This window comes from Lacticaseibacillus yichunensis, assembly GCF_003946405.1.
Lineage (GTDB): Bacteria > Bacillota > Bacilli > Lactobacillales > Lactobacillaceae > Lacticaseibacillus > Lacticaseibacillus yichunensis.
In genome coordinates, this window is the sequence record NZ_RHOG01000016.1 from 16,441 (window position 1) to 40,169 (window position 23,729).

Annotated in this window: 20 protein-coding genes, 1 tRNA gene and 1 pseudogene; 9 read left to right on the forward strand and 13 right to left on the reverse strand. The window is 57.0% G+C overall.

Annotation, left to right across the window (positions count from 1 at the left end; all coding sequences use genetic code 11):
- Positions 1-423: 423 nt before the first annotated feature.
- The gene (locus EKM95_RS06245; protein ID WP_125696988.1) at positions 424-1,248 is read right to left on the reverse strand and encodes a methyltransferase domain-containing protein; all 825 of its coding nucleotides are present in this window, start codon (positions 1,246-1,248) and stop codon (positions 424-426) included.
- A gap of 94 nt (positions 1,249-1,342) precedes the next feature.
- Here EKM95_RS06245 and EKM95_RS06250 point away from each other — a divergent pair, with 94 nt between their 5' ends.
- The 3 genes from EKM95_RS06250 (at position 1,343) to rpsN (ending at position 4,152) form a co-directional block, all read left to right on the forward strand.
- Complete coding sequence (locus tag EKM95_RS06250) at positions 1,343-2,290, forward strand: magnesium transporter CorA family protein (RefSeq protein WP_125696989.1); 948 nt, start codon at positions 1,343-1,345, stop codon at positions 2,288-2,290.
- A gap of 501 nt (positions 2,291-2,791) precedes the next feature.
- The gene (locus tag EKM95_RS06255; protein ID WP_125696990.1) at positions 2,792-3,769 is read left to right on the forward strand and encodes a GMP reductase; all 978 of its coding nucleotides are present in this window, start codon (positions 2,792-2,794) and stop codon (positions 3,767-3,769) included.
- A gap of 113 nt (positions 3,770-3,882) precedes the next feature.
- Positions 3,883-4,152 carry a 30S ribosomal protein S14 gene (gene rpsN, locus EKM95_RS06260; protein ID WP_125696991.1) on the forward strand — a complete coding sequence of 90 codons (270 nt, stop codon included), beginning with the start codon at positions 3,883-3,885 and terminating at the stop codon, positions 4,150-4,152.
- Between the two features lie 117 nt (positions 4,153-4,269).
- Here the strand turns inward: rpsN and EKM95_RS06265 are convergent, their stop codons facing one another.
- Positions 4,270-4,644, reverse strand: coding sequence for a PTS glucitol/sorbitol transporter subunit IIA (locus tag EKM95_RS06265; RefSeq protein ID WP_125696992.1), 375 nt, complete (start codon positions 4,642-4,644; stop codon positions 4,270-4,272).
- A gap of 133 nt (positions 4,645-4,777) precedes the next feature.
- On the opposite strand from EKM95_RS06265, the gene EKM95_RS06270 reads away from it, so the two are divergent.
- The 3 genes from EKM95_RS06270 to EKM95_RS06280 all read left to right on the forward strand — a co-directional run bounded on the left by EKM95_RS06270 (position 4,778) and on the right by EKM95_RS06280 (position 7,418).
- Entirely contained in the window at positions 4,778-5,812 is a 1,035-nt protein-coding gene (locus EKM95_RS06270; protein ID WP_125696993.1) for a lactonase family protein, read from the forward strand.
- A 139-nt stretch (positions 5,813-5,951) separates the two neighbouring features.
- Positions 5,952-6,773 carry an undecaprenyl-diphosphate phosphatase gene (locus tag EKM95_RS06275; protein WP_125696994.1) on the forward strand — a complete coding sequence of 274 codons (822 nt, stop codon included), beginning with the start codon at positions 5,952-5,954 and terminating at the stop codon, positions 6,771-6,773.
- Positions 6,774-6,782: 9 nt separating this feature from the next.
- A complete protein-coding gene (locus EKM95_RS06280) occupies positions 6,783-7,418 on the forward strand; it encodes a copper homeostasis protein CutC (RefSeq protein WP_125696995.1) in 636 nt (211 codons plus the stop codon).
- A gap of 372 nt (positions 7,419-7,790) precedes the next feature.
- Here the strand turns inward: EKM95_RS06280 and EKM95_RS06285 are convergent, their stop codons facing one another.
- Genes EKM95_RS06285 through EKM95_RS06300 form a run of 4 tightly spaced genes read right to left on the reverse strand, consistent with a single transcriptional unit; the run spans position 7,791 to position 11,044 of the window.
- Positions 7,791-8,660: a DegV family protein gene (locus EKM95_RS06285; protein ID WP_125696996.1), complete on the reverse strand. Its 870-nt coding sequence runs from the start codon at positions 8,658-8,660 to the stop codon at positions 7,791-7,793.
- 13 nt (positions 8,661-8,673) lie between these two features.
- Positions 8,674-9,579 (reverse strand): RluA family pseudouridine synthase, encoded by a 906-nt coding sequence (locus EKM95_RS06290; protein WP_125696997.1) that lies wholly within the window; start codon positions 9,577-9,579, stop codon positions 8,674-8,676.
- Entirely contained in the window at positions 9,576-10,373 is a 798-nt protein-coding gene (locus EKM95_RS06295) for an NAD kinase (protein ID WP_125696998.1), read from the reverse strand. Before EKM95_RS06295 ends, EKM95_RS06290 begins: the two co-directional genes overlap by 4 nt.
- On the reverse strand, positions 10,373-11,044 hold the full coding sequence (locus EKM95_RS06300; protein ID WP_125696999.1) for a GTP pyrophosphokinase: 672 nt from the start codon (positions 11,042-11,044) through the stop codon (positions 10,373-10,375). The genes EKM95_RS06295 and EKM95_RS06300 overlap by 1 nt, the downstream gene beginning before the upstream one ends.
- A gap of 873 nt (positions 11,045-11,917) precedes the next feature.
- On the opposite strand from EKM95_RS06300, the gene EKM95_RS06305 reads away from it, so the two are divergent.
- On the forward strand, positions 11,918-12,532 hold the full coding sequence (locus EKM95_RS06305) for a DsbA family protein (RefSeq protein WP_125697000.1): 615 nt from the start codon (positions 11,918-11,920) through the stop codon (positions 12,530-12,532).
- 26 nt (positions 12,533-12,558) lie between these two features.
- Here EKM95_RS06305 and EKM95_RS06310 read toward each other — a convergent pair whose 3' ends face one another.
- From EKM95_RS06310 to EKM95_RS11755, 3 genes are all read right to left on the reverse strand, one after another.
- Positions 12,559-13,617, reverse strand: coding sequence for a competence protein CoiA (locus EKM95_RS06310; RefSeq protein ID WP_125697001.1), 1,059 nt, complete (start codon positions 13,615-13,617; stop codon positions 12,559-12,561).
- Positions 13,618-13,725: 108 nt separating this feature from the next.
- Positions 13,726-15,069 (reverse strand): PFL family protein, encoded by a 1,344-nt coding sequence (locus EKM95_RS06315; protein WP_191988590.1) that lies wholly within the window; start codon positions 15,067-15,069, stop codon positions 13,726-13,728.
- 9 nt (positions 15,070-15,078) lie between these two features.
- Positions 15,079-15,345 carry an ACT domain-containing protein gene (locus tag EKM95_RS11755; RefSeq protein ID WP_191988591.1) on the reverse strand — a complete coding sequence of 89 codons (267 nt, stop codon included), beginning with the start codon at positions 15,343-15,345 and terminating at the stop codon, positions 15,079-15,081.
- Between the two features lie 112 nt (positions 15,346-15,457).
- On the opposite strand from EKM95_RS11755, the gene EKM95_RS06320 reads away from it, so the two are divergent.
- Positions 15,458-16,810 carry a metallophosphoesterase gene (locus tag EKM95_RS06320; protein WP_125697002.1) on the forward strand — a complete coding sequence of 451 codons (1,353 nt, stop codon included), beginning with the start codon at positions 15,458-15,460 and terminating at the stop codon, positions 16,808-16,810.
- A gap of 488 nt (positions 16,811-17,298) precedes the next feature.
- On the opposite strand, the gene EKM95_RS06325 is transcribed toward EKM95_RS06320, so the two are convergent.
- Together EKM95_RS06325 and EKM95_RS06330 are read right to left on the reverse strand one after the other, a co-directional pair.
- Positions 17,299-18,495 carry a MalY/PatB family protein gene (locus EKM95_RS06325; RefSeq protein WP_125697003.1) on the reverse strand — a complete coding sequence of 399 codons (1,197 nt, stop codon included), beginning with the start codon at positions 18,493-18,495 and terminating at the stop codon, positions 17,299-17,301.
- A 213-nt stretch (positions 18,496-18,708) separates the two neighbouring features.
- Entirely contained in the window at positions 18,709-20,724 is a 2,016-nt protein-coding gene (locus EKM95_RS06330) for an Orn/Lys/Arg family decarboxylase (RefSeq protein WP_164510111.1), read from the reverse strand.
- Positions 20,725-20,887: 163 nt separating this feature from the next.
- On the opposite strand from EKM95_RS06330, the pseudogene EKM95_RS06335 reads away from it, so the two are divergent.
- Positions 20,888-22,344: pseudogene (locus EKM95_RS06335) on the forward strand (APC family permease).
- A 169-nt stretch (positions 22,345-22,513) separates the two neighbouring features.
- Here the strand turns inward: EKM95_RS06335 and EKM95_RS06340 are convergent.
- Complete coding sequence (locus tag EKM95_RS06340; protein WP_125697005.1) at positions 22,514-23,353, reverse strand: NAD(P)H-hydrate dehydratase; 840 nt, start codon at positions 23,351-23,353, stop codon at positions 22,514-22,516.
- 155 nt (positions 23,354-23,508) lie between these two features.
- Positions 23,509-23,592, reverse strand: a tRNA-Leu gene (locus EKM95_RS06345).
- Between the last annotated feature and the right edge of the window lie 137 nt (positions 23,593-23,729).

Here is a 23,729-nt window from a genome sequence, read left to right on the forward strand (position 1 = left end):
CTAGGCCTCGAGTGACTGCTGGCTTAGATGTCAGGGTCCTGCCCCGCGAAGCCCGACTGAGGGTGCGGCGCGGGGCGCTTAGGACCCTGCAGCTAAGTCCAGCTGACGCTTGAGGCGCACTAGGCCTCGAGTGACTGCTGGCTTAGATGTCAGGGTCCTGCCCCGCAAAGCCCGACTGAGGGCGCGCCGGCTCGCGGGAAAGCCCCGTTCTGCCGAACCAGCGCACAAAAAAACGTATCACCTCGGTGCTGCGCACGGCGAGACGATACGTTAGTGAAGTTTTTCATCGCTAACTTTTATCAATTTCCCAAAAGCAAGCCCTGATAAAAGCCAGAAATAAAAAAGCTTAAGAGTAACTTAACACCGCCAATGGCTGAATGCAACCATCTGTGCATAAATTTTTTACATCCTGCACAGGTGTCCTCATATCGTTAACAGATCGACCGCCACATGAATGCTCGCAGGCGGCGTGGCCAGCATCGCCTCGCGTTTTTCAGCTGGGGCCTGCCAGGACAGTGGCGTCATCGCCAACACATCGGCAAATCCCGCCGCATCCACCGGGTGATCGTAGACGATAGCGGTCTGCTTGGCCTGCGGATACGCCGCCTTGAACCGCGTCAAAACGCGCTCGTTGCTGTATGTACCCTTCGCCGTGCCACCGTATAACCCCTGGCGCAATTCGCGCAGGTAGTCCGCTTGCGGAATCACCTTGAACAACCGGCTTTCCGGCGCGCGCACGCGATCAAATTCCTCATACGCCCCTGGTGAAAATAGGTCGACGATCGCCGAGAACCGACCAGCCAAAAACGGCAGATGTGCGAGGTCCGCCACACAGAAAAAGGCAGAGGTGGCCAGACTCCCGGCTAGTTCGATCGCAGGCTGAGAGATGTCAAACCCCACCGCGGCCGCCCCGCTTTCGGCTAATTTCGCAGTCGGGGTCCCTTCCCCGCAGCCAATATCCAGCAGTCGATCCGTCGCAGTGAGCTGTCCCTTGATCTCCGCCAAAAACGGGTCGAACAGGCCGTTTGCCAGCGCTCGCCGCCGCGCCTCAAGCATGGGCCGGCTGTATTCTGTTTTGACCGGGGCATTGAGGAAGTTCGCCGTCCCTTTGCGCGAGAGGTCGAACCGGTGGCCATTTGCACAGACCAGACTCGTTTCTTCTATTAATAATGGCTCACGGCACACCGGGCAAGCCAAAAACGGCGACTGATCCGCCAGCCAGGCCGCTTTTTGGGCGATCTTTCGCATCTTGGTCTCATTTCCTTTAAAATTGATTGCGGCAAAAAGTACCTTTTGCCGGTGAATTAACGTAGACTGGAGAAAGACACAAGGAGGAGCCCGTATGCTTTCTATCTATAAATTCGATGATACGATGGGTCAACTCAAGACTCAAGCCAAAATCGAATCCGATGTTTGGATCGATGCGGTCGACCCGACCCCAGAGGAAATGACCAAGTTGCAAAAAAAAGCCCGGGTGCCGGAAGCTTTTTTGCTGTATGGGCTTGATCCCGATGAAGGGGCCCGCTATGAATACGACGAGGATTATGATGCGCACCTATTGATCTTCGACATGCCCGTTGTCAGTCAGGACAGCAAGCACCGGGTCGCCTATAAGACGGTGCCACTGGCTGTGATCTTGACGACGACTGCCATCATCACGATCGACAACACCGCGCAACCCCTGCTGGCCTTGTTTGCGAGCGGGAAAGTCGCCGGGTTCAATCCGAAAATGAAATCCCGCGCCGCCCTGCAGATGCTCTACCAGATCTCCGTGGCCTACCTCGCGTATCTGCGCGACATCAACAAGGCTCGCGAAGCGCTGGAGACCAAGCTGCAAAATAATCTGAAAAACGAGGAGCTCTATGCATTGATGGGCATTCAGCGCGGCTTAGTGTATTTCATGATGAGCCTGCGCACCGACCGCAACGTGCTCGACCAGCTCAAACGGACCAACCCGCTGCACCTCAATGAAGAGGACCTCGACTTGCTCGATGACACGATCATCGAAAATCAGCAAGGCACCGAAATGGCGCAGATCTCAAACTCCATCATCAACGAGACCGCCGACACGTATTCATCGGTCATTTCCAACAACATGAACAGCGTGATGAAATTCCTGACGTCATATTCAATCATCCTGACCATCCCCACCCTCGTCTTTTCATTTTATGGGATGAACGTGGAGCTCCCATTTGCGGGCATGCACGTCAGCTGGTTGATCACGATCATCATCTCGCTTGTGATCTCAGTCTTGATCGCGTTTCAGTTTTATAAAAACAAGTACTTTTGATTCATTCACCCAGAATTGTGAAAGGCGGCCGCGTGCCGTCTTTTTTTGATTCAGGGTGCGGAGCGGGGCGCTTAGGACCCTGCAGCTAAGTCCAGCAGCCGCTTGAGGCGCACTAGGCCTCGAGTGACTGCTGGCTTAGATGCCAGGGCCCTGCCCCGCGGAGCCCGACTATGAGGGTGTGAAGGCACGCGGGATGGTGGGTCGGCTAACTTGGCTCGGAAGCTTGGCGCGCACTTCGCACCGAGCGTCCGAGACGGTTAGGTGATCCCGCCATGCGCGCCGTAACCCAACTACAAGGGGCGAGGGCCCCAGGATAGTAGTCTGGCCGTACAGCGACCTTCAGAACGGTGAGACTCTTGATCTTGAATAAAACACGAACATTATTTTTATATTTTAGCATATTGTTGACAGTTTCCTGTTTTTGCCGTATATTTTGTCGCGGTGTGAAAATCACCGCGCAATTTCACAGATAATGTTCGGCTTTTAGAAAGGACGACACAGATGGAGATTTTTGATTACGAGGACATTCAGCTGATTCCAAACAAGTGTATCGTGCGCTCTCGCAAGGAGGTGGACACCTCTGTCGAGTTCGGCGGACGGACGTTCAAGATTCCCGTGGTGCCGGCCAATATGCAAACGATCATCGACGAGCCCCTCGCCAAGTGGCTGGCGGCCAATGGCTATTTTTACGTGATGCATCGCTTTGAACCCGAACGGCGCGCCGCATTTATCAAGCAGATGCACGAAGATGGCCCCTTCGCCTCGATCTCCGTCGGGGTGAAAGACGAAGAATTCGCCTTCATTGAAGAGCTGGCTGGCGCGCAACTCAATCCGGAATATATCACCATCGATATCGCGCATGGTCACGCCCAGATCGTGATGGACATGATTCAACACATCAAGAAATATCTGCCAGACGCTTTTGTCATCGCCGGCAATGTCGGCACTCCAGAAGGCGTCCGTGAGCTTGAAAACGCTGGGGCGGATGCGACAAAAGTCGGAATCGGCCCAGGAAAGGTCTGCATCACCAAAATCAAGACTGGCTTTGGGACCGGGGGCTGGCAATTGGCGGCACTGCGCTGGTGCGCCAAGGCCGCGCGCAAGCCGATCATCACGGATGGCGGCATTCGCACCCATGGCGACATTGCCAAGTCTCTGCGTTTCGGCGCGACAATGTGCATGATCGGGTCCCTGTTTGCCGGCCATGAAGAGACTCCTGGCAAAAAAGTGACCGTCGATGGCAAACGGTATCAGGAGTATTTTGGCTCCGCCTCTGAATACCAAAAAGGCGACCACCACAATGTCGAAGGCAAAAAAATGCTGATCCCGCTGAAAGGCCACATTGCCGACACCCTCAAGGAAATGCAGGAAGATCTGCAGTCGGCTGTGTCCTACGCCGGCGGCCGCGATCTGGCGGCGCTGACCAAGGTCGATTACGTCATCGTGAAAAACTCGATCTTCAACGGCGATCAATATTAAGCTAACTTTTAGTAAGTTTTCCGTGCACTCCGGGCCGGTGCGTGTTAGAATTGACCACGATGTTACTAGTGATCGACCTAACCCAAACCAAAAACTCAAATACGGAGGACTGCATGGCTAAGAAATCGAAGATCGAAAAAGCCAAGAAGATCGAACTGACCGTGGCAAAGTACGCCACGCTTCGCGCAGAGTATAAAGCGACAGGCAATTATGCCGCGCTTCAGACGCTGCCGCGCAACGCCAGCCCAGTGCGGATGCACAACCGCGACGAACTGGACGGCCGCCCGCATGCCTACATGCGCAAGTTCCATCTTTCGCGACTCAACTTCCGGGATCTCGCGCATAAGGGTCAGATTCCTGGTGTGCGCAAAGCTTCTTGGTAAGTTAGCGTCAGTTAGAAAAAATGGACCTCAGGCACCCACCTTTCTGGGTAGCCTGAGGTCCTATTTTTGTCGCACACAGCGTGGTGGCGCGCAGCTGCGCCAATTTTTGGCCAGGCCTCACTCAGCCGTCCGATACGTCAAGGTCTCGCCCACCGCAAACGTGGTGACCTGAGCCGGGGTGAGGTACAGCGCATTGGCCAGCGGCGACTCAGCAGGCACAGGGCCGAAAACCAATGCAACATGGCCGATCGCCTGAAGATTTTCGTTTGCCAACGCGCCGACGTGGGTGATCGTATAGCCTTGCGACCCCACCTGCAACGTATCGCCTTCTGCCAGCGTCAAGGCTTGCTGACGCGCACGGTCTGTGAACCGCTGAATCACCGACACATCCTGCAGCGGTACAGTCGCCGTTTCCCCAAATAAGATCACTAGCGCCGCATCGCTACCCAAAGCATCTGGGCCGATCGCGGTGATCACCGAAGTTGTTTCCATCTGCGCCCCTCCTTTTTGTCTTCAGTTATCATACCATGCCGCGAAATGCGTGCGGCAATGTTATACTGAAAGCGCAATTGTTTTGAACACACGCAGACGCGTTGAACACGACTGCGTTCAGGAGGCAAGTTCAATGAAGCAAACAGTTCTGCTTGGCGGCTACACCCGCCACGGCGGCAAAGGTGTCTACCGGGCCGCTTTTGATTCCGAAACCGGTGCGCTCAGCCCCTTCACGCCTTTCATCTCGAGCCTGACATCGCCGACGTACATGGCGGTCTCAAGCGCAAACATCGCGTACATCGTGAGTGCAGGCGAAGGCGAAGGCGGCGTTGCGGCCTTTGACTTGAACGGCGACACCCCGCGTCTGATCAACAGCGTACTGACCCCGGGTGGTTCCCCGGCGCACATCTCCCTTGATGAAAAACGCGGACTGGTTTTTGCGGCGTTTTACCATGATGGCCGCGCCAATGTTTACAAGATCGGCGAAGATGGCGGCCTCACCGCCACGGACAGCGTGCAACATGCGGGCAACGGGCCGCGGCCAGAGCAGGACGAAGCGCATGTCCATTTTGCGGCGCTCACGCCAGACGACCGGCTTGCCCTTGTCGATCTGGGCAACGACACCGTCACCACCTATCCAGTTGATGACGCTGGCAAACTTGGCGCACCGACGATTTTGAACACCCCGAAAGGCTATGGCCCGCGCCATTTGGTCTTCAATCACAAGCGCCCGATCGCCTATCTGCTTGGCGAATTGTCCAGTAACCTGACTGTGATGCCATATGATGCGACGACAGGCAGCTTCACCATGGGCCAGACGGTCAAAACAATTCCGGCCGATTACACCGACTTCAACGGGGCGGCTGCAATTCGGCTCTCCAGCGACGACCGCTTCCTGTATGCCTCCAATCGCGGCTATAACACGATCGTCGTGTACGCCGTCAGCGAAGATGGGCTGAGTCTCACCGAGATCCAGCAGATCTCTACAGAAGGCGACTTCCCGCGCGATTTTGACCTCGACCTGAGCGAGACCTATGTCCTTGCTGTCAATCAAAAAACGAGCAACGGCACCCTGTATCAGCGCGATGCCGCCACTGGCAAGCTTTCCTTGGCCGCCAAAGACTTGGAGACCCCAGAGGCTGTGAACGTGGTCTTTTTGAAAGACTAAGATTTGAACTGAAATAGCGGCGATGTGCCGCTATTTTTTTGTGCGACGGTGTCGGCTTTTTCCTTAAATTTTCGCCATGGCGTTGTTATGCCCCGCCTGGCCGGTATACTTGAAGTATCGATCTGCAAGGAGGAGCCTCATGCTAGACATAATCAAAGCCATCGTGATCGGCATCGTCGAAGGGTTGACGGAATTTCTGCCGATCAGCTCGACCGGCCACATCGACCTAGTCAATCACGTGATCAAGTTGAACCAAAGCGCGGATTTTACCGCGATGTTTGAATACGTGATTCAATTCGGCGCGATTCTCGCCGTCATCTTGCTTTATTTCAACAAATTGAACCCGTTTGCCCCCACCAAGTCCGCCCCGGAGAAAAAGGCGACCTGGTTGATCTGGGCAAAGGTGATCGTCGCCGTTTTGCCATCAGTCATCATCGGCCTGCCGCTGAATGATTGGATGGACGCGCATCTGCACACCCCGCAAGTCGTCGCAACGACCTTGATCTTCTACGGAATCTTGTTCATCGTCATCGAGAACTGGGCCAAGGACAAGCAGCCAGCCGTGTCGCGCCTCGCTGATCTATCTTTCCAGACCGCCCTGTTCATCGGCCTGTTTCAGGCGCTGTCGATCATCCCTGGCACCAGTCGCTCTGGCGCGACGATCTTAGGCGCGATCATTCTCGGCACCAGCCGGGCAGTGGCAACGGAATTCTCGTTTTACCTCGCGATTCCCACAATGGTCGGCGTGTCGATCTTGAAAATTGGCAAGTTCATCATGAATGGCAACAGTTTGACCGGCGAGCAATGGGCCGTCCTGTTGACCGGGCTCATCGTCTCGTTTCTGGTCGCCGTGGTCGCGATCAAGTGGCTCATCAAATTCGTCAAGACGCATGATTTCAAACCCTTTGGCTGGTATCGTATCGGCCTCGGGCTCGTCGTCTTGCTGGTCTTATTCCTATAGGAGGTCCTCATGTTAAAAGAAGTCGCAGTTGAAAATTTCACCAACATTCCCCGCGCCATTGCGGCTGGTGCCCGGCGCATCGAGCTCAACGATAACCTGGCTGTGGGCGGCACCACCGCTTCAAAAGGCACACTGGCCGAAGCGACCGCTTACTGCCATGATCACGATGCCAGCGTGGTCGCGATGATCCGGCCCCGCGGTGGTGATTTTGTCTATAACGATACCGAACTGAAGATCATGGAAGCCGACATTTTCGAAGCCCAGGCGCTGGGCGTGGATGCCGTGACGTTCGGGGTCCTCACTCAAGGCGGCCAGCTCGATACAGAGGCCATGACCCAATTGATCGCGGCGGCTGGCGGCATGGACGTCGTGATGCACATGGCGTTTGACGCGATGCCCGAAGCCAACCAAGGCCCGGCAATCACCTGGCTCGCCGACCATGACGTCGTGCGCATCCTGTCGCATGGCGGCCCGCTGACCACGCCGATCGAGGAGACCTTGCCCCATCTCAGCGACTTGGTCAAAGAAGCCGGCGATCGCATTACGATTTTGCCAGGCGGCGGCGTGACCGCGGCCAACTTCGACCACATCGTCGAAGTGTTGGGTGTGCAACAGGCACATGGGACGAAGATCATTAGTTACTAAAGGGTGTGGCGGCTCGTGGGATGGCCGGGTAGCTAGCTTGGCTCGGGTGCTTGAGGCGCACTTCGCCTCGAGTGCACAAGCCTGCTAGATATCCCGGACATGCGAGCCGGAACCCAACTAAATGGTGTGGAGGCTCGCGGGATGGTCGTGCATATAGGCTAGCCTAGTGCTTGGTGGCGGTCCTTGCCACCGAGTGCTGGGCGTACCTACATGTCTCGACCATGCGAGCCGGAACCCAACTATATCGGTGTGAAGGCTCGTGGGATGCCGAATCAGCTAACCGTCCCCTTGCTTCCAACTAAAAGGCGCGCAACCAAGTCAAATCGGTTGCGCGCCTTTTGCGTTCTATTAAATTTTATAATGGCAGTTCAGTTAAGCATGCGGTTCGCTGGCGATCACGAAGGCCGCCACGCAACCAAATCCAGTGTGGCTGGCGATGGTCAAGCCGATCGGGCCGGTCAAGACATTGGCATCAGGCGCCTGACTCAAGATATGCGCCTTGACCTCATCGGCCGCGGCCCAATCCCCGCTGGTGGCGATCAGGATCTGCTGGCTCGGATCTGCTGGCAAGGCCGCCAAGATCTTATCCCCCAGCGTGAGCAGCGCACGTTTGCGGGCGCGGACCTTGCTGACCATGCGCAGTTTGCCGTCCGGATCGACATCCAAGATCGGTTTGATGTTCAAAAGCGTACCCAGCGTCGCCGCCGTGCGCGAGACCCGGCCGCCATGATACAGGTAGTCCAGATTATCCACGGTGAACCAGGACTGAAGCCGATTTTTCTCTGCTTCAATGTAGTCCGCGACCTCGTCGAGACTCTTGCCCGCCTGTTTCTGGGCGATTGCGTCCAGCACAAGCCGTCCTTCCCCAGCCGAGGCGGCCAGCGTGTCGACAATGCGCAACGTTGCGTCTGGGTATTTTTCCAAAAGCAGGTCGCGGGCCTGGAGTGCCGAGCTCAGTGAGCCGGACAGCCCGCTTGAAAAGCCGAGGTACAACACGGGGGTGCCCGCCTTGAGGTACGGTTCGAAAAACGCCTCATACTCACCCACGTTGACTTGGGCGGTGGTCGGCATCACGCCTGACTTGATCTTGGCGAAAAAGCCTTCGAGGTCGTAACTTTGGCCCAGATCGTCGTTGAGCTCTTGTCCGTCGACTTCAAAATGGAATGGGACGAATCCCACGTCTGCTGCCTGGAGTGTGTCGTAGCTAAGATCGCAAGCCGAATCAGTCAATAATTGGTACATCTTCCCACATCCTTTACGCCCTATCGATGGGCAACTCTAACATGTCACACAAGGATACCATATCCGATGGCACCGCGGCGGTCAATTCCAGGGTCCGCTGCAAAAAAGGATGCCAAAGGGCCAGCTTCCAGCAATGTAGCGCCTGGCGTGTGATGCCGCGCATTGGGCCGCCGTATAAGTCATCCCCATATAATGGATGGCCGACGCCGGCAAAATGCACCCGAATCTGATGCGTTCGCCCGGTGTGCAGCGCCACTTGTGCCACTAATCCGGCCGAATTTTGCTCGAGCACCTGATATTCCGTGATCGACCGCTTGCCATCCGCGACCACTTTTCGCCGCATGTAAAATTCGGGGTCATGGCCGATTGGTAGCATCAGCCACCCATGCGGCGGCATCGGCGTCTTATTCGTCGCCACAGCCAGGTACGTTTTTTGCAAGCGGGTACTGTGCAGTTGGCGGTCCAGCAGGCTGTGGACAAAGCCGTGCTTGGCAAATAGCATCAGCCCCGATGTATCGCGGTCCAGCCGGGTCACCACATGCACCGCGGCGCTTTCCGCATGTTCCGCTAGCAAATGTGCCTTCACGTAATTGGCCATGCTGTCGTTACCGCGCAACGGGTCCGGAATCGAGGCAACCCCGGCCGGCTTGTTGACCACCAACAGATACGCATCTTCATACACCACGTCCAGCGGAAACGGCGTCGGCACCACCACGTCTTTGACGATCTCTGGCGCCGTTTGTAGCAAGATGCGGTCACCGTCTTGCACCAAAAAGGCGAGATTGCGCTGCTTTTTGTTGACGAACACAAACCCGCCTTGATATTTGAGCCGCTTCAACTGAATGCGCGAAAATCCCTCATGTTGCAAAAATCGGCCTAGCGCAAGGGTCTCCCCGTGATATCGCCACTGAAACCTCATTGCTTTGCGCCAATGAAGGCGTCCTCGACCCGATCCCAGAAATGCATGTGGCGGTATCGGGCAAAATGAATCCGCTCATCCGCGATACGGAAGCGAATCTCCGTGACCATTTGCGGCGTGATCGTAAACTGATCGATGGTCATCAAATAATCCTGGAACGCCTCGGGCCGCGTGATCATCCACTCATCAGGCGCCAGGATCATCGGCGCCGCCAAGGTTCGAAAAACGCGATTGTTGATCGACGCGATCTCCGTGACCTGCAAGGCATCCAGCCGCGGGTGCATCACCGCGCCGCCGTTTGACTTACTGTAGCCCGTTGAGCCGGTCGGGGTGCACACGCAAAGCCCATCGCCGCGAAAACTTTCAAAGAAGTTCTCCTTGATGTAAACATCCGCGCGCATCGTGCCGTTGGGCCGCTTCAACGTCGCCTCATTCAACGCGAGGTAATGGGAGGTCGTGCCATCTTCATAATCCGCCAACACATCTAAGAGCGGATAGCTGACACTTTCCCCGGAATCATTTTTCAAAGCCTCGACCAGCTCGTCGATCTCAAAATCGCGCCAGTCCGTATAAAAACCGAGGTGGCCTGTATGCACGCCGATGAAGCGCACCGAGTTGAGCTGATCGGCGTAGCGGTGAAAGGCGGACAGTAGCGTGCCGTCGCCGCCGATCGAGATCACGACATCCGGCCGCTTCTCGTCCATCACAAAACCACCAGCGGCCAGCCCAGCAGTGAGTTTCTGGTTGGCCTCCAGCGACTTGGCATTATTGTTGTGGACGATCGAGATTCGCATTAATCCTCACCTTTTTCATCATCATCGTGCGGCCGGATCATCGGGACATTTTGCCCCTTCCCATAGGAGAACAACTGCTGCGCTTCCTGAATCTCTTCGCGAATCTCAGACATTTCTTTATCCAGCATAAAACTGGCCTCGGCCGCTCGCTTCAATCGAGCCTTCAATTCGTCTGGAAATTCGCCTTGATATTTATAATTCAACGAATGCTCGATCGTCGCCCAGAAGTTCATCGACATCGTGCGAATCTGGACTTCCGCCAGCAACCGCTTTTCGCCATGCACCAGCTGCACCGGATACTCGATCACCACATGATAAGACCGGTAGCCCGAGGGTTTGACGTTCGTCACGTAATCGCGCTCCTCGACCACCTTCATGTCGTTGCGCTTGTGCAACATGTCGACGACCTCATAAATATCTTCAACAAACTGGCACTGAATACGCAATCCGGCGATGTCCTGCATATCCTGTTCGAGCATCTCATCTGAGATATAGCGGCGAGACTGCTTTTCAATGATCGAATCCACCGGCTTGACGCGGCCGGTCACAAATTCGATTGGCGAATGCTCACTGGCCTGCTGGAACTGCTTACGCATCCCGCGAAACTTGATCTTGAGCTCACTGACCGCTTGTTCGTATGGCATCAAAAATGAATCCCAATCGCGCTGCATCGCGCCGCCTCCTACCATCGCGGCGGCCAAAACACGCAAACGGCCGCCAGTGACAAATTCTATTACATTTTAACATAGTTCAAGAGCCAGGGTGCGGAGGTCCGCGGGATGGCGGATCAGCTAACCTGGCCCTGGCACTTGAGGCGCCCTTCGCCTCGAGTGACGGGGACAGTTAGATGTATCCACCATGCGGACCGCAGCCCAACTTCAGGGTGCGGAGCCGAGCGGGAGGTCTGAGCAGCAATTTTGGACTATGGGCGTATGGCGCACCTTGCCATCGAGCGCCTGGGCCAATTAGATGCCTCAGACCTGCTCGGCGCAGCCCAACTTCACGGTGCGGAGGGCCGCGGGATGGCGGGGTAGCTAGGTTGGCTCGAGCGCTTGAGGGCGTTCTTTGCCCTCGAGTGATTGAGACGCCTAGATGTCCTCACCATGCGGACCGGAGCCCAACTACACGGTGCGGAGGGCCGCGGGATGGTGGGGCAGCTAACTTGGCCCTGGCGCTACGGCGTACTTCGCCTTCCAGATCGTCTTATCCGGTGTCGCGTATCGTGAACACCCAAGTGAAAAAATTCATCATCTTCGCCAGATCGATCCCGATGAAACGCCGCCAGCCGGCACAAAAAAACTTTTCAGACGCAAGGTCCCGAAAATAATAGAAATATAACTATTATGCACCAGCCGAATCAAAATTATTGGTACGCAAATCTGCTACCTCTGATTAGTGGAGACTTTTCCATCAAATTTGGCAGCCGCGCCGACATTCAATTGATGTGAAAAACTCACAAGCTAAATCGTTGCACCATTCACGATATCTGGTACATTATAGATATCAACAGACTGTGCCTGTGTCATTTTTCTAGGAGGTCCACCATGCTTGAGATCTTTCTGTTCGTCAACCCGCTTGGCACGCGCTGTCGACACGCAGAACAGGCGATGACGCGTATTGCCCAAGAACTGCCAACGCCGATCACCCTTCATTTTGTCCCCTTAGTCAACTTTGCGATCATTGACGCTTTTATGGCGCGCCACCATTTAGATGAAAACGATCTGGCGCTTCGCAACCAACTCTTCGATGCGGCCTATCAGGTCTCGCTGGATTATAAAGCCGCTCAGTTTCAGGGCAACCGCCTCGCGCGGGCCCTGTTGATCGCTGAACAGGAAATGTTTCGTCACCATCACCGTCAATACGATGCGGCCTTCGCCGACCAATGCATTCAGGCATCTGGCCTCGACCGCGAAGCCTTTGACGCCGATCGCGCAGAAGAGGCGGCGATGCACAATTGCTTCACCTCCGATCAGCGCATCGCCTATGAGATGGGCGTGACCGAGACGCCTGCCGCTGTGATCTTCGATGTCACGCATCCGGATCGCGATGGCGTGCGCGTTTTGAACATCACCAGCTATCACCACCTCAAACACATCTGCGAACAGATCGGCGCGGCCAGCCAACCCTTGCCGCCCCAGCGCCTGCTTCATATTTTGTGAAAAAAACGGGTCGTCCGCCATGCGGACTACCCGTTTTGTTTTGTCTGCCGAGCCAGCGCCAGCTGTTTGACAGTCAGATCTGGATACCATGGCGGTCGCCGTTGCCAAGCAAAGCCACTCGCTGTTTTCACCAGCCATCCCTGGTCGATCAAGACCGCCAGCCACGCGCGGCGCATCGCAGACAACACCGCAAATGGCGGCAATAGCGGCGTGTGCACAAGTGGGGCGAGCCCGCGCCAAAATTCCTGCTCCGCGGCTTGTGATATGGTCGGCGCCTCCTGAAACGCCAGCAACCACTGCACCCGCACCTGCCACTCCGGCAAATGTAGCCCGATCAGCCCACTGCCCGCCTCATGCACGACCCAGGGACAACCGGCAAGATGCAGCCCACGCTCATAACAGGCTCGTTGCAACGCGACCACCCGCTTATCGGCAAAATGCAGTTGCGTCTGAATTTGCTCGGCCTCCCGCAGTGGATCGCGGCGGCGCGGCAACAGCCGAGTCGCGCCCGGCATTCGGGTCTCAGTCAAAGTCGCCGGGGCCAATTGCCAATGAACCAGCTGACCGCCTGGCATTTTCAAGAACCAAAGCTGAAACCCCGGGCTCAAAAACAGCCCCTGCTTGCTGGTTGGCCAAGCGCTTTGATAGCGGCTGCCCAGCACCCAGAACACGGTGAGGCCAAGCTGCTGGTAGCCCTTGGTCCGCGCCGCCAATTTTTCCTCATTGAGCGGGCTGCATTGAAACTCGATGACCAGTGTCGCTTCCCCGCGCCGCCACACCACATCGGCACGTTGGCGGATGCTGGGAAAATAGGTCTCAAGCGCCACCTCATAACCCAGCTTTGCCCCCAAGTCCGCCAGCCACCGCTTGCCCGTCAAATGTTGCAGGCTTTCCGGCTCGGTGCTGGCCTCGCACGGCGGCCCCAGATGATAAAAATGTGCCGGCATGATCGCCCCATTGCGTACCCCGACCGGCATCCGGCAAGCCGGACAGACAAAAGCACTTCCTTGGGCCCGCAGCGCAGCGGCCTGCTCGTGATCATTCAATGTGATCAGCTGCGCTTTTGCATCCATCGCCACAAACATCACCCATCCCTCCCTTCTAAATAAAAAGATTACGCAAAAACGCCTGGCGCCCCTCCTACGCTGAAGAGGGACGCCAGGCGTTTTTGAAAAATGGCCAGGCAAAATAAGTTAGTTTTTGAAGCTATGTAGCGGCGCTGGAATGCGTCCCCCACGGCCGATCAACACGCTGGCATCCCCATCGTTGACCGCCATGATTGGGGCGCGACCAAACAGCCCGCCGAATTCAATACTTTCGCCAACTGTTTTCCCCGGCACCGGAATCACGCGCACCGCAGTCGTCTTGTTGTTGATCATGCCGATCGCGGCTTCGTCGGCGATCATCCCGGCGATCGTGGTGGCCGGCGTGGCGCCCGGAATGGCGATCATGTCGAGGCCAACACTGCAGACGGCGGTCATCGCCTCCAATTTTTCTAAATTGATCTGGCCAGCCGCTGCGGCACGAATCATGTTGGCGTCTTCAGACACTGGGATGAACGCGCCTGACAACCCGCCGACGCGCTCGCAGGCCATGATGCCGCCTTTTTTCACCGCGTCGTTGAGCAACGCCAAGGCCGCCGTGGTCCCCGGAGTCCCCACATGGCTGAGGCCCAGTGTCTCCAAGATCTGGGCCACCGAGTCCCCTTCCGCCGGGGTCGGCGCCAGCGACAGATCGACGATGTTGAACGGCACGCCGAGGCGCTCGGCCGCCTGCTGGCCCACGAATTGGCCCATGCGTGCGACCTTGAATGCCGTTTGCTTGATCACTTCGCAGATCTCTTGGAACGGCGCATCGGGATGCTGCGCCAAGGCGCGCTGGACGACACCGGGCCCAGAAACACCGGTGTTCACGGCGCAGTCACCTTCAGATACGCCCCAAAACGCGCCGGCCATGAAGGGATTGTCTTCGACGGCATTGGCGAAAACCACCAGCTTCATTGCATTTTCTGGTTTGATCGCCGCGACCTCTTTGACGACTTGCCCCATCAAGGCAACGGCGTCCATGTTGAGCCCGGCGCGTGTGCTCCCAACATTGACGCTCGAACAGACGCGCTCGGTGCTCGCCAGCGCCTCAGGAATCGCGTGCATCAACGCGAGGTCCGCTTGGGTGCAGCCGTTTTCGACCAGCGCGGAAAAACCGCCGATCAGGTCGACACCGACCGCTTTGGCGGCGTCATCCAGCGTTTTTGCCAACAGGACAAAATCCGGGTGCGGGTCTTGGCCGGCCAACAGCGCGACCGGGGTCACACTGATGCGCTTGTTGACGATCGGGATCCCATACTCACTTTCGATCGCGTTGGCCACCTCGACCAAATGGGCCGCCTTGGTCGTAATTTTGCGCGTGATCGCCGCGGCGGTGGCGGCCGTATTTTCCCCGATGCAATCCAGCAGCGAGATGCCCATGGTGATGGTGCGAATGTCCAGGTTCTCTTCGCTGATCATTTCAATTGTCTCTTTGATCTGATTGGTGTCCATGGCCGCCTCCTACAATTGGTGCATCGCGGTGAAGATCTCTTGGCGCGCCACCTGAATCGTCACGCCGATCCCACTGCCAGTTTGCGCCATCGCCGCCTTGAACGCCGCAAAATCGCTGGTCGCGGGGAGCTGCGCCAGGAGCATCATCGTGAACGCGCCTTGCATGATGGTCTGCGACACATCCAAAATATTCACTTCTTCTTTGGCTAAAGCCGCGGTCACCGCCGCAATAATGCCGACCTTATCTGTTCCGATCACCGTTACGATCACTTTCATGAATCGCGCCACCTTTGCGTTTTCGCCAATTTTAGCATATTCGCGCAGTGGGCAAAACAAACGGTCGTGGTCAATGCGTTTGTACGTTATACTGATGGCGGAGGATCTTGATATGAAGAAATTAATACAAAGCGTCGTGGCGCTGCTGGCGATGACCCTTTTTGCCGGTTTGCTGGCCACCAGCTATCCGCAAGCCGCCGCCCCGGCCAGTCAGCTGACCGCCACCACCCAGCCGCAATTGTGGGTCCTGAGCGACACCCATTTCATTGCGCCGAGTCTTCACGATGAGAAAAAAGCCTATCAGCTGATCAAGGGGTCCGACGCCGGCAAAGATATGGACTATCAGCCCGTCGCCATCAATGCGCTTGTCCAAACCGCGCTGAAAAAACGGCCGACCGCAGTGATCATCACCGGCGATGTCACCTTCAACGGGGCCAAGGCCAGCGCTGAGAGTCTGGCCAAACGCCTGGCGCCCCTTGAAAAGGCCGGGATCCACGTGCTAGTCATTCCCGGCAATCATGACATCTACGACGGCTGGGCGCGTGCGTATAAAGGCGATGAGCAGCAAGTCGTCGACCAGATCAGCCCCAGTGATTGGAAAAACATCTGGTCGGGTAGTTACCAAGCCGCCAGCAGTGTCGACAGCCAGTCCCTGAGCTACACGGTGACGCTGAATCGCAACTATGAGCTGATCATGCTGGACAGCAATATCTATACCGTGCAGCCGGCAACGCGGCCGCCAAGCACCGGCGGGATGCTCAAACCGGAGACCTTGACCTGGCTCACGGCCCAACTTAAGGCCGCGCGGAAAAATGGCCGGACGCCACTGGTCTTCATGCACCACAACCTCTACGCGCACAGCGCCGTAGTCTCCACCGGCTATGTCCTCAGCAACGCCGACACGCTCCAGAAGCTCCTGACAAAATACAAGGTGCAAGTCCTCTTTTCGGGTCACATCCATGCCCAAGACATCGAAAACGACCCAGCCGGTAAGTGCCTCACCACCGAGATCGTCGATGGCGCGTTTTCCATTTCGCCGGCGGGTTATGGCATCGTGGACCTGACGCCGACCACCCTGCACTACCAGCGCCAAGCCTTGGATATCTCGCCCTATCTGACCGCCAAGCAGAAAAAGAATCCAGATCTGCGCGACTATCCGGCTTATCTGAAGAAGTTGTTCATGCGCAACGGTCAGGCGCTGGCTATCAACACCATGATGGATGGCAGTGACACGTTCTCCGACAAAGAAGTGACGATCGGCGCGGACTTCATCGGCGAGCTAAATTGGCGGTACTTCACCGGCCAGGACGATCCGACCGCCAAAGAACTGGCAACGCTCAAGGCTTCCAAAGGCTATCAGATCGTCAAACGGTCCCCGAGCTTGATGCGGTATGTGAATTCGATTCTGCAGGATAAGAATCTGAACGACCAGACGCTGACGATTCACTTCAACACAAACAAATAGACTAAAAAAGGGGCCCTCGCCCCTTTTTTAGTCCACTTAACACGGTAGACACAGCAAACAGGCCGTCGAGGTCCAAATTTTTCGCCAGCCTGCTTGGTGCCAGTGGGCCGCGGTCCTCCCCTCCCCCTTGGGTACAGGAAAGAACCCCGTCTCATCCTATTCAATTGCCCTAAGCGCGGTATGTACCCCGGCCGCTGGCTTAATACTCCGGACTTCCCGTCACGCTTGCATTGATGGTAGGAGGCAGCCCATGCTCCCTAATGTCTGATCTAGAACACCATCAATGGTTGCGAGCCGCAAAGGAGCCGGCCGTTCGTCGCTTTTGCCTGGCAGATCAATGACATGCCTGCCGCCAAGTGCGAGCTTCTAAACTTTTAGTAAGTGAAGTATAGATCCGGGTATCGATGCCTGTCAAGGAGGCGCTTTCATTTTTGGCCAAAAAAAGCCGGCAACAGCGGCCGGCTTTCGTCATCAAATCGCCAAATCGTTCATCGTTGATGAAGTGCTGTGATCACACGTTCTGCAGCCTCCAGCACCAGCTTGGGATCCGTCGCCAGATTCATCCGGATGCAGGTCGCTGTTTTCGGTGAGAACCAGGCCCCATAATCCACCGCGATTCGGCACTGGTCCTGCACGAACGGCTGAATCGCGTCCGGCTTCATGTAGGCGCCAAGATCGACGAACGACAGGTAAGTGCCCTCAAGCGCAGAGAGCCGCACATCGGGGGCGCCGGCTGCAAATGCTGCCTGCAATTCCCCATAATTATGACGAATCACCTGAATCAGTTGCGTCAGCCATGGCCCGCCGTGCTCATAACCCGCCTGCGTCGCCACCTGGCCGAGCAAAGTGCCCGCCACCGCGTTGTGCGCGGTCGCAAAGGCATCATAATCCGCCCGACGCGCATCGTCTGGAATGATGATATGGGCATTGCGCAGCGACGCCAGGTTGAAGGTCTTGGAGGCGGCGTTGAGCACGATCAGGTTGTCATGATAACGGCCATCGGCGATGCTCAGCGTCGAGGTGAAGCGTGGTCCGCCGATCTCAAAATCTTGATGGATCTCATCGCTGATCACCAGCACCTGATATTTTTCTGCTAAGGCCAGCACCTGCGCTAATTCGGTCGCCGTCCAAATGCGGCCCACGGGATTGTGCGGCGAGCACAAGATCGTGACATGGACATCCGGCCGCGCAAAAGCTTTTTCCAAGGCGTCAAAGTCGATGTGCCAGCCGCTGTCATTTTGCACGAGATCAGCGGAAACAACGACGCGCCCCTGATTTTCGATGGCCTTCATGAACGGGTAATAGACCGGCTGCATGATCACCACCGGCTCGCCCGGTTTCGTCAGCCATGCGACCATGCGATACAGCGCATTGACCACGCCGACATCAAACCGCACCCACTCAGCCTTGACCTCAGTGTGGTGCCGCGTCTGCATCCAGTTGGCCAAGGCGTCATAATACCCCTGCGGCACCAGCGGATACCCGAACACCCCGCTCTTGACCCGGGCGATCAGTGCGTCCTTGATCGGCTGAGGCGTGGAAAATTCCATGTCCGCGATCCACATTGGCAGGAGCCCGTCCGTGCCAAATTCGGCGCGCTGGCCATCCCATTTTTCGTTGTCGGTGCCGCGCCGGTCGACGAGATGGGTCTTGATAAATTCCTTGTTTTCTTCGGTCAAAGTCATCGCAATTGCCTCTTTAAACTAGTATTGCCTTCAGTGTACCAGACTTGCGGGACAATGGCTGACGCAAAATAACGGGCGTTGCGCCCAGCGACTGGCGGTGGGCGAACAGCATTGCGCAACCCGCAGCGACTGGCGGCGGGCCGCCTCACCCTCGTCTCGCGCAGCACCAACCAAAAAAGCGCCTGCCTCTCGAACAAGGCAAGCGCAACATCACTATTTTGCCACATACACCCGCAGGCCCTTGGCATCCCCGTAGACGCCTTGAATCTCAAACGCGAACCCGGGATAAAGCCGCATCAACTCTGCGAGATTTTGGAAATGCTGCTGGGCCAGCGCGGACCATTTTTCACCTGGCATCACGACGAACACGCCCGGTGGATAAGGCAGCGCGCCTTCCAGCGCCACGCGCCCGATTGCCTGACTCAGCGTAATCCACTCACCATTGCCGCGAACAAATTCGGCATCCGCGGCGGCCGGCGTCATCACCGCTTCACCCCAATGCGCCGCCTGGAAAAGGCCTTGCAGGGACTCTGTCAATTCGAGGTCTTCGATATCGATGGTCATCTGATACGCCAACTCACGAAGCGTCATCCCCGCATAGCGCTCAAATGCCGGACCAGGCAGGGCGGCCGTCGCATCCGCCCCGGCAAAATACAACCGCTCCAGATTTTTCAACGCCGCCAATAGCCGTTGCCAATCCGCCTCACTGGAGCCAGGGGTCGCCAAGTACAAGCCGGAAAAGAGATCATTTTTCTCCGCGATGATGCCCCGCGCCTCAAGATACGCCCCAACGATCGGCGCCGGCAGCGGATACGCCTCGGTGCCGTAGCAGACCGTCACCTTCAACGGATCGTTCAGATACTGCCCGCTGGCCACGTCGTCAAAGCCATGCCAGTTCGCGGCTGGCGCCACCGCCCACGCGGACGCCTGGCGTAGCGCCGCATCAGCGGCCGTGGCCCATGGCTTGCCGTCGACTGTCGGCGCGACAAACGGCCGAAACAGCTGCGTCGCAAACAACGCGCGGCGAAACGCATTGGCCTCATCCTGCGCCCGTGCCCATTGCGCCTGCCCGTCAAACGCCTGGACAGCCGCATTCACCGTCAGCGACGCATATAACGGATACGAATAACTGGTCGTCACATATTTCAGATAGGCGTGATTGAAGCGGTCATGGTCGATATAGCGCGCCTGCCCCTGCAAATGATGATCGCGCTTGAGAATCTGAGACCCCTGCGCCATCGCCGCCATTGTTTTATGAAGCGACTGGGTGACGAAAATGCCGGGATCATCCGGCCCCAGCTCAAGCTTGGCAACATCGCTGGCAGCCAGCGCCGGCACAAAATGTTCGTAGCCGCCCCAGGCATCGTCAAACAGGATGTAATCGCAGAGCGGCCCGAGATGCGTCAGCACATATTGCAGCGTCGCAAACTGGCCATCGTAAGTCGCCAGTTGCAACACCGCCAGCCGAAATGGGCGCTGCGCCGCGCCGCGAACCGGATCCACCTTGGTCGCCGCTTCCCGTAGCGTTTTTTCATCGAGACTGCTGGCAAGCGGGCCGCCGATCGCCCCCAGCGCATTGCGGTTGGTCGGCAGATAGACCGGTTTGGCGCCGGTGAACACCAACGCGGCATTGGCCAAGGACTTGTGGTTATTGCGGTCAAACAAGACAAGGTCCCCAGGCGCTAGCGCCGCCGCAGCCGCGATCGCATTTGCGCTGGTGGTGCCGTTGGTGACAAAATACGCCTCATCGACGCCGTAAGTCTGCGCCGCAAACCGCTCGGCCTCAAGCGGGCTGCCGCCATGCGTCATCATGTCACCGAGTTGATCGACCGAATCGCTGACGTCGGCCGTGAACAGTGCCTGGCCAAAAAAGTTGCGGAGTGCCTGGCCGGCCGGTGCGCTTTCAAAGGCGCGGCCGCCATGATGCCCCGGGGTCGCAAAACTGACTGGCTGCTCTGTCGAAAAATCGATCAGGTCGCGCAAAAACGCGGGCACCTGCTGATTTTCATAAGCCGTCGCGGCCGCAAACACCTCGGCCCAAGCTGGCGACGCGGAAAAGGTGGGCAGGCCCGCCCGTTGCGCTGCGCCTGCATCCTGCGGCGAGGCCGGACCAACAACGGCCGCCAATGCCGTTGCGGGCACGTTGCTCGCCTTCACAAAAGTCCAACCTTGAGTCTCGGTCGGCGCCGCTGCCCCTTCACCGAGGCCAATTTTCAAACTATGAGTCATTTTGTCACGCTCTTTTCCGAAAATTGCTTGACCCATTCTTGCTGCGTCCCTATGATGGAAAAGACTTTCATTTTGACCAGAGGAGGCGCGGGGTCTTGCATGCTAATAAAGCACCTGGCGAAATGGGCGTTGTCTGTTGACGTCACATTTCGGAGGAAACTAATTGAATAATACACTAGAACCAGGCAAGAAATACATCAAATGGCCGACGCTTGCCCTTTTGACATTCGTTACGGTCATCGGTTTCGATGATATCATTTATCCATTCCAAAACCAGGGCTTGTCCGTTGTTTTGTCCTGGATCTTCATGCTTTTTACATTCGTCATTCCCTATGAACTGATCGCCGCACAAATGGGCTCGACCTTCACCGAAAACGGCGGCGGCCTGGCGACCTGGCGACCTGGGTGCGCCGGACTTCAAACGACACGCTGGGCTATTGGACCTCCTGGATCTACTGGTCCTCGACCCTGCCCTACCTGGTCGATGTCGCCAATTCCGTCATCGTCGCCCTGTCCTGGCTGGTTTTGGGCAACAACACCCTGGGCGATCACATGTCCAACTTCTGGTTTGGCCTGTTCACCTTCGCCGTCATCTTGATTTTCATCGTCTTGGAAAATGTCTTCAAGCGCTCCCTTGAAGTGATGAGCATGATCGGTGGCGGCGCGATGTTCATCATGACCATCTTGTTCGTGGTGATGACCATCGTTGGCCTGGCCCATGGCAATGCGATCGCCACCCAGCCATTTGACTGGCACGCCTTCATGCCGAAGTTCGACACCCACTATTTTGCCACGACCGGCCTGCTCATCTTCGCCATGTCCGGCGCGGAGCTTGGTGCGGCCTACATCCTTCAAATGAAGGACCCGAAGCACGAGTATCCCAAAGCCATGATCATGCTGGCTGTGATGACCGCGTTTCTGACGATTTTTGGCTCCTTTGCCCTCGGCGTGTTCTTCAACGCCCATCACTTGCCGAATGACCTGAAAATGAATGGCGCGTACTACGCCTTCCAGCGACTCGGCGAGAGTTTTGGCTGGGGCAAGAGCCTGATGTACGTGTTCGGCGTGGTCCAGCTAGTCTACATGCTTGCCCAGCTCGCCGTCTTGATCGATGCCGCCTCCCGCGTTTTGTCGATGGACACCGCGGTCGCGTACATGCCGAAATGGCTGCTCAAGAACAACAAGAATGGCCGCCCGATTCACAGCTATATTTTCACCGCGGGCCTGTGCCTGTTCTTGCTGCTGCTATCCGGCACGCTGCCGAACATCAACACGATCTTCAACTGGCTCCTGAACCTGAACGGCATCGTGTCTCCATATAAGACATGCTGGGTCTTCTTCTCGTTCATCATGCTGCGCTGGCACCAGGACCGCTACCAAAGCGCCTATGTCTTCATCAAGAACCGCTATGGCGCGCTGGCCGTGGGCTGGTGGTGCCTGCTGTTCACCTTCACCTGCGCAACGCTGGGCTTCATCCCGCAGGAAGCCAGTTTTGGCACCGCGGCCTTCAGCCATCAATTGCTCTTGAACGTGGTGTCCACCTTGGTCCTTTTTGGCCTCGGTTTTGTGATGCCACTGCTCGCGCGCTGGGAAAAACACCGCGCAGAAGCACGAGCATGACGTTTATCGCCGTCACGTCGGCCTAGAATCGAAAAATCGCGCTTCCTTGCAAAATTGCGGGGAGACGCGATTTTTTTGCTTACTGGCCAGTGACCCAGCTGGCTGGGCACAGACCTGGTAGGCCGCTGCCCGGCCACTTCCACTGACTGCCAATGACACTGTCTGCCAGTTACGCCTGTGCGCCGCTGGCCGCGATGCGCTGCATATAATGCGGCAACGCGGCGATCACCATCGATGGCAGGACCACGTAATTCGTCGCAGCCAGTCCATCGGCGATCGCACTATGCGCATAGACCGCGGCGCACACGGTCTGATCCACATAGCCGAACTGGGCGATAAACGCCGCCAGGATGCCAGTCAACGTGTCCCCTGAGCCGCCGGTGGCCATGGCAGCCGAGCCGGTCGTATTTTCATACGAAGCCGTGGGGGAAAAAATCTGTGTGCGGTGGGCCTTCACGATCACCGTGCCGGCAATGGCCGCGGCTGCCTTGGTGTTGGCCGCCACCGTCTGTTCTTTGACAGCCAGCCCGGACAGCCGCTGCCACTCCATTTGGTGGGGCGTCCACACGACATTTTGAAACTCGACAGGCAGCTGGTGCTCAGCCACCAACGTGATCGCCGAGCCATCCAAGATCAGCGTTTGCGCCGGGGTGATGCCGCCCAGCGTCGTCTGCAAAATGGCCAGCGCCGCCTCGTCTGTCCCCAGCCCTGGGCCAATGACGATCACCGTGGCCGCCGCCAGCGCCGCCTTGAGCGCCTGACGGTCATTGAACGGCACGATCATCGCTTCCGGCAGCCGGGCATGCAGCGCCGACCGGTTCACCGGATCCGTCGCGACCGTGACCAGCCCCGCGCCGGCATACACCGCCGCGCTGGCCGCCATGATCGCCGCCCCGCCGAATTGGGCGTTGCCGCCGACGATCAGGACGCGCCCAAATGTGCCTTTATGACTCTCCTGCGGCCGCGGCCGCACCACTGTTTGAACAACGCTTTCGCTCAATTGCTTCATGCCACTCACCTCTTAGCGCCATTGTAGAAGATGCGCGGGGAAAAGACCACTGATTTTGACTGGCTAGGGCGCCGCACACCTGAAAAATGGCAAAAAAAAAGAGACACGTTGATCACTCAACTGTCTCTTTTTATAACACGTTTTGTTGCCTGATCTGCCGCAAACAGGAGTCGAACCTGCACATGGATAACCATACAGCGACCTGAACACTGCGCGTCTGCCAATTCCGCCATTGCGGCAACAACGTATTTGATTATAGCAAGGATCTAGCGGCTTGCCAAGTCCTTTTTTTCAGTCCCCGCAAGGCACACGGCCATTGGGTACTTGAATATATTACCAGCCCATCCCCCGCATAGCAAGGGAAAAAGCCGCTCTG

What these genes read in the sequence shown, in the direction of transcription:
- EKM95_RS06270 (WP_125696993.1), top strand. Translation starts at nt 4,778, where the DNA reads ATGAAGCAAACAGTTCTGCTTGGCGGCTACACCCGCCACGGCGGCAAA.
- EKM95_RS06310 (WP_125697001.1), bottom strand. Translation starts at nt 13,617, where the DNA reads ATGTTTGTGGCGATGGATGCAAAAGCGCAGCTGATCACATTGAATGAT.
- EKM95_RS06280 (WP_125696995.1), top strand. Translation starts at nt 6,783, where the DNA reads ATGTTAAAAGAAGTCGCAGTTGAAAATTTCACCAACATTCCCCGCGCC.
- EKM95_RS06300 (WP_125696999.1), bottom strand. Translation starts at nt 11,044, where the DNA reads ATGCAGCGCGATTGGGATTCATTTTTGATGCCATACGAACAAGCGGTC.
- EKM95_RS06265 (WP_125696992.1), bottom strand. Translation starts at nt 4,644, where the DNA reads ATGGAAACAACTTCGGTGATCACCGCGATCGGCCCAGATGCTTTGGGT.
- EKM95_RS11755 (WP_191988591.1), bottom strand. Translation starts at nt 15,345, where the DNA reads ATGAAAGTGATCGTAACGGTGATCGGAACAGATAAGGTCGGCATTATT.
- EKM95_RS06295 (WP_125696998.1), bottom strand. Translation starts at nt 10,373, where the DNA reads ATGCGAATCTCGATCGTCCACAACAATAATGCCAAGTCGCTGGAGGCC.
- EKM95_RS06325 (WP_125697003.1), bottom strand. Translation starts at nt 18,495, where the DNA reads ATGACTTTGACCGAAGAAAACAAGGAATTTATCAAGACCCATCTCGTC.
- EKM95_RS06330 (WP_164510111.1), bottom strand. Translation starts at nt 20,724, where the DNA reads ATGACTCATAGTTTGAAAATTGGCCTCGGTGAAGGGGCAGCGGCGCCG.
- EKM95_RS06290 (WP_125696997.1), bottom strand. Translation starts at nt 9,579, where the DNA reads ATGAGGTTTCAGTGGCGATATCACGGGGAGACCCTTGCGCTAGGCCGA.
- rpsN (WP_125696991.1), top strand. Translation starts at nt 3,883, where the DNA reads ATGGCTAAGAAATCGAAGATCGAAAAAGCCAAGAAGATCGAACTGACC.
- EKM95_RS06275 (WP_125696994.1), top strand. Translation starts at nt 5,952, where the DNA reads ATGCTAGACATAATCAAAGCCATCGTGATCGGCATCGTCGAAGGGTTG.
- EKM95_RS06245 (WP_125696988.1), bottom strand. Translation starts at nt 1,248, where the DNA reads ATGCGAAAGATCGCCCAAAAAGCGGCCTGGCTGGCGGATCAGTCGCCG.
- EKM95_RS06285 (WP_125696996.1), bottom strand. Translation starts at nt 8,660, where the DNA reads ATGTACCAATTATTGACTGATTCGGCTTGCGATCTTAGCTACGACACA.
- EKM95_RS06305 (WP_125697000.1), top strand. Translation starts at nt 11,918, where the DNA reads ATGCTTGAGATCTTTCTGTTCGTCAACCCGCTTGGCACGCGCTGTCGA.
- EKM95_RS06315 (WP_191988590.1), bottom strand. Translation starts at nt 15,069, where the DNA reads ATGGACACCAATCAGATCAAAGAGACAATTGAAATGATCAGCGAAGAG.
- EKM95_RS06340 (WP_125697005.1), bottom strand. Translation starts at nt 23,353, where the DNA reads ATGAAGCAATTGAGCGAAAGCGTTGTTCAAACAGTGGTGCGGCCGCGG.
- EKM95_RS06250 (WP_125696989.1), top strand. Translation starts at nt 1,343, where the DNA reads ATGCTTTCTATCTATAAATTCGATGATACGATGGGTCAACTCAAGACT.
- EKM95_RS06320 (WP_125697002.1), top strand. Translation starts at nt 15,458, where the DNA reads ATGAAGAAATTAATACAAAGCGTCGTGGCGCTGCTGGCGATGACCCTT.
- EKM95_RS06255 (WP_125696990.1), top strand. Translation starts at nt 2,792, where the DNA reads ATGGAGATTTTTGATTACGAGGACATTCAGCTGATTCCAAACAAGTGT.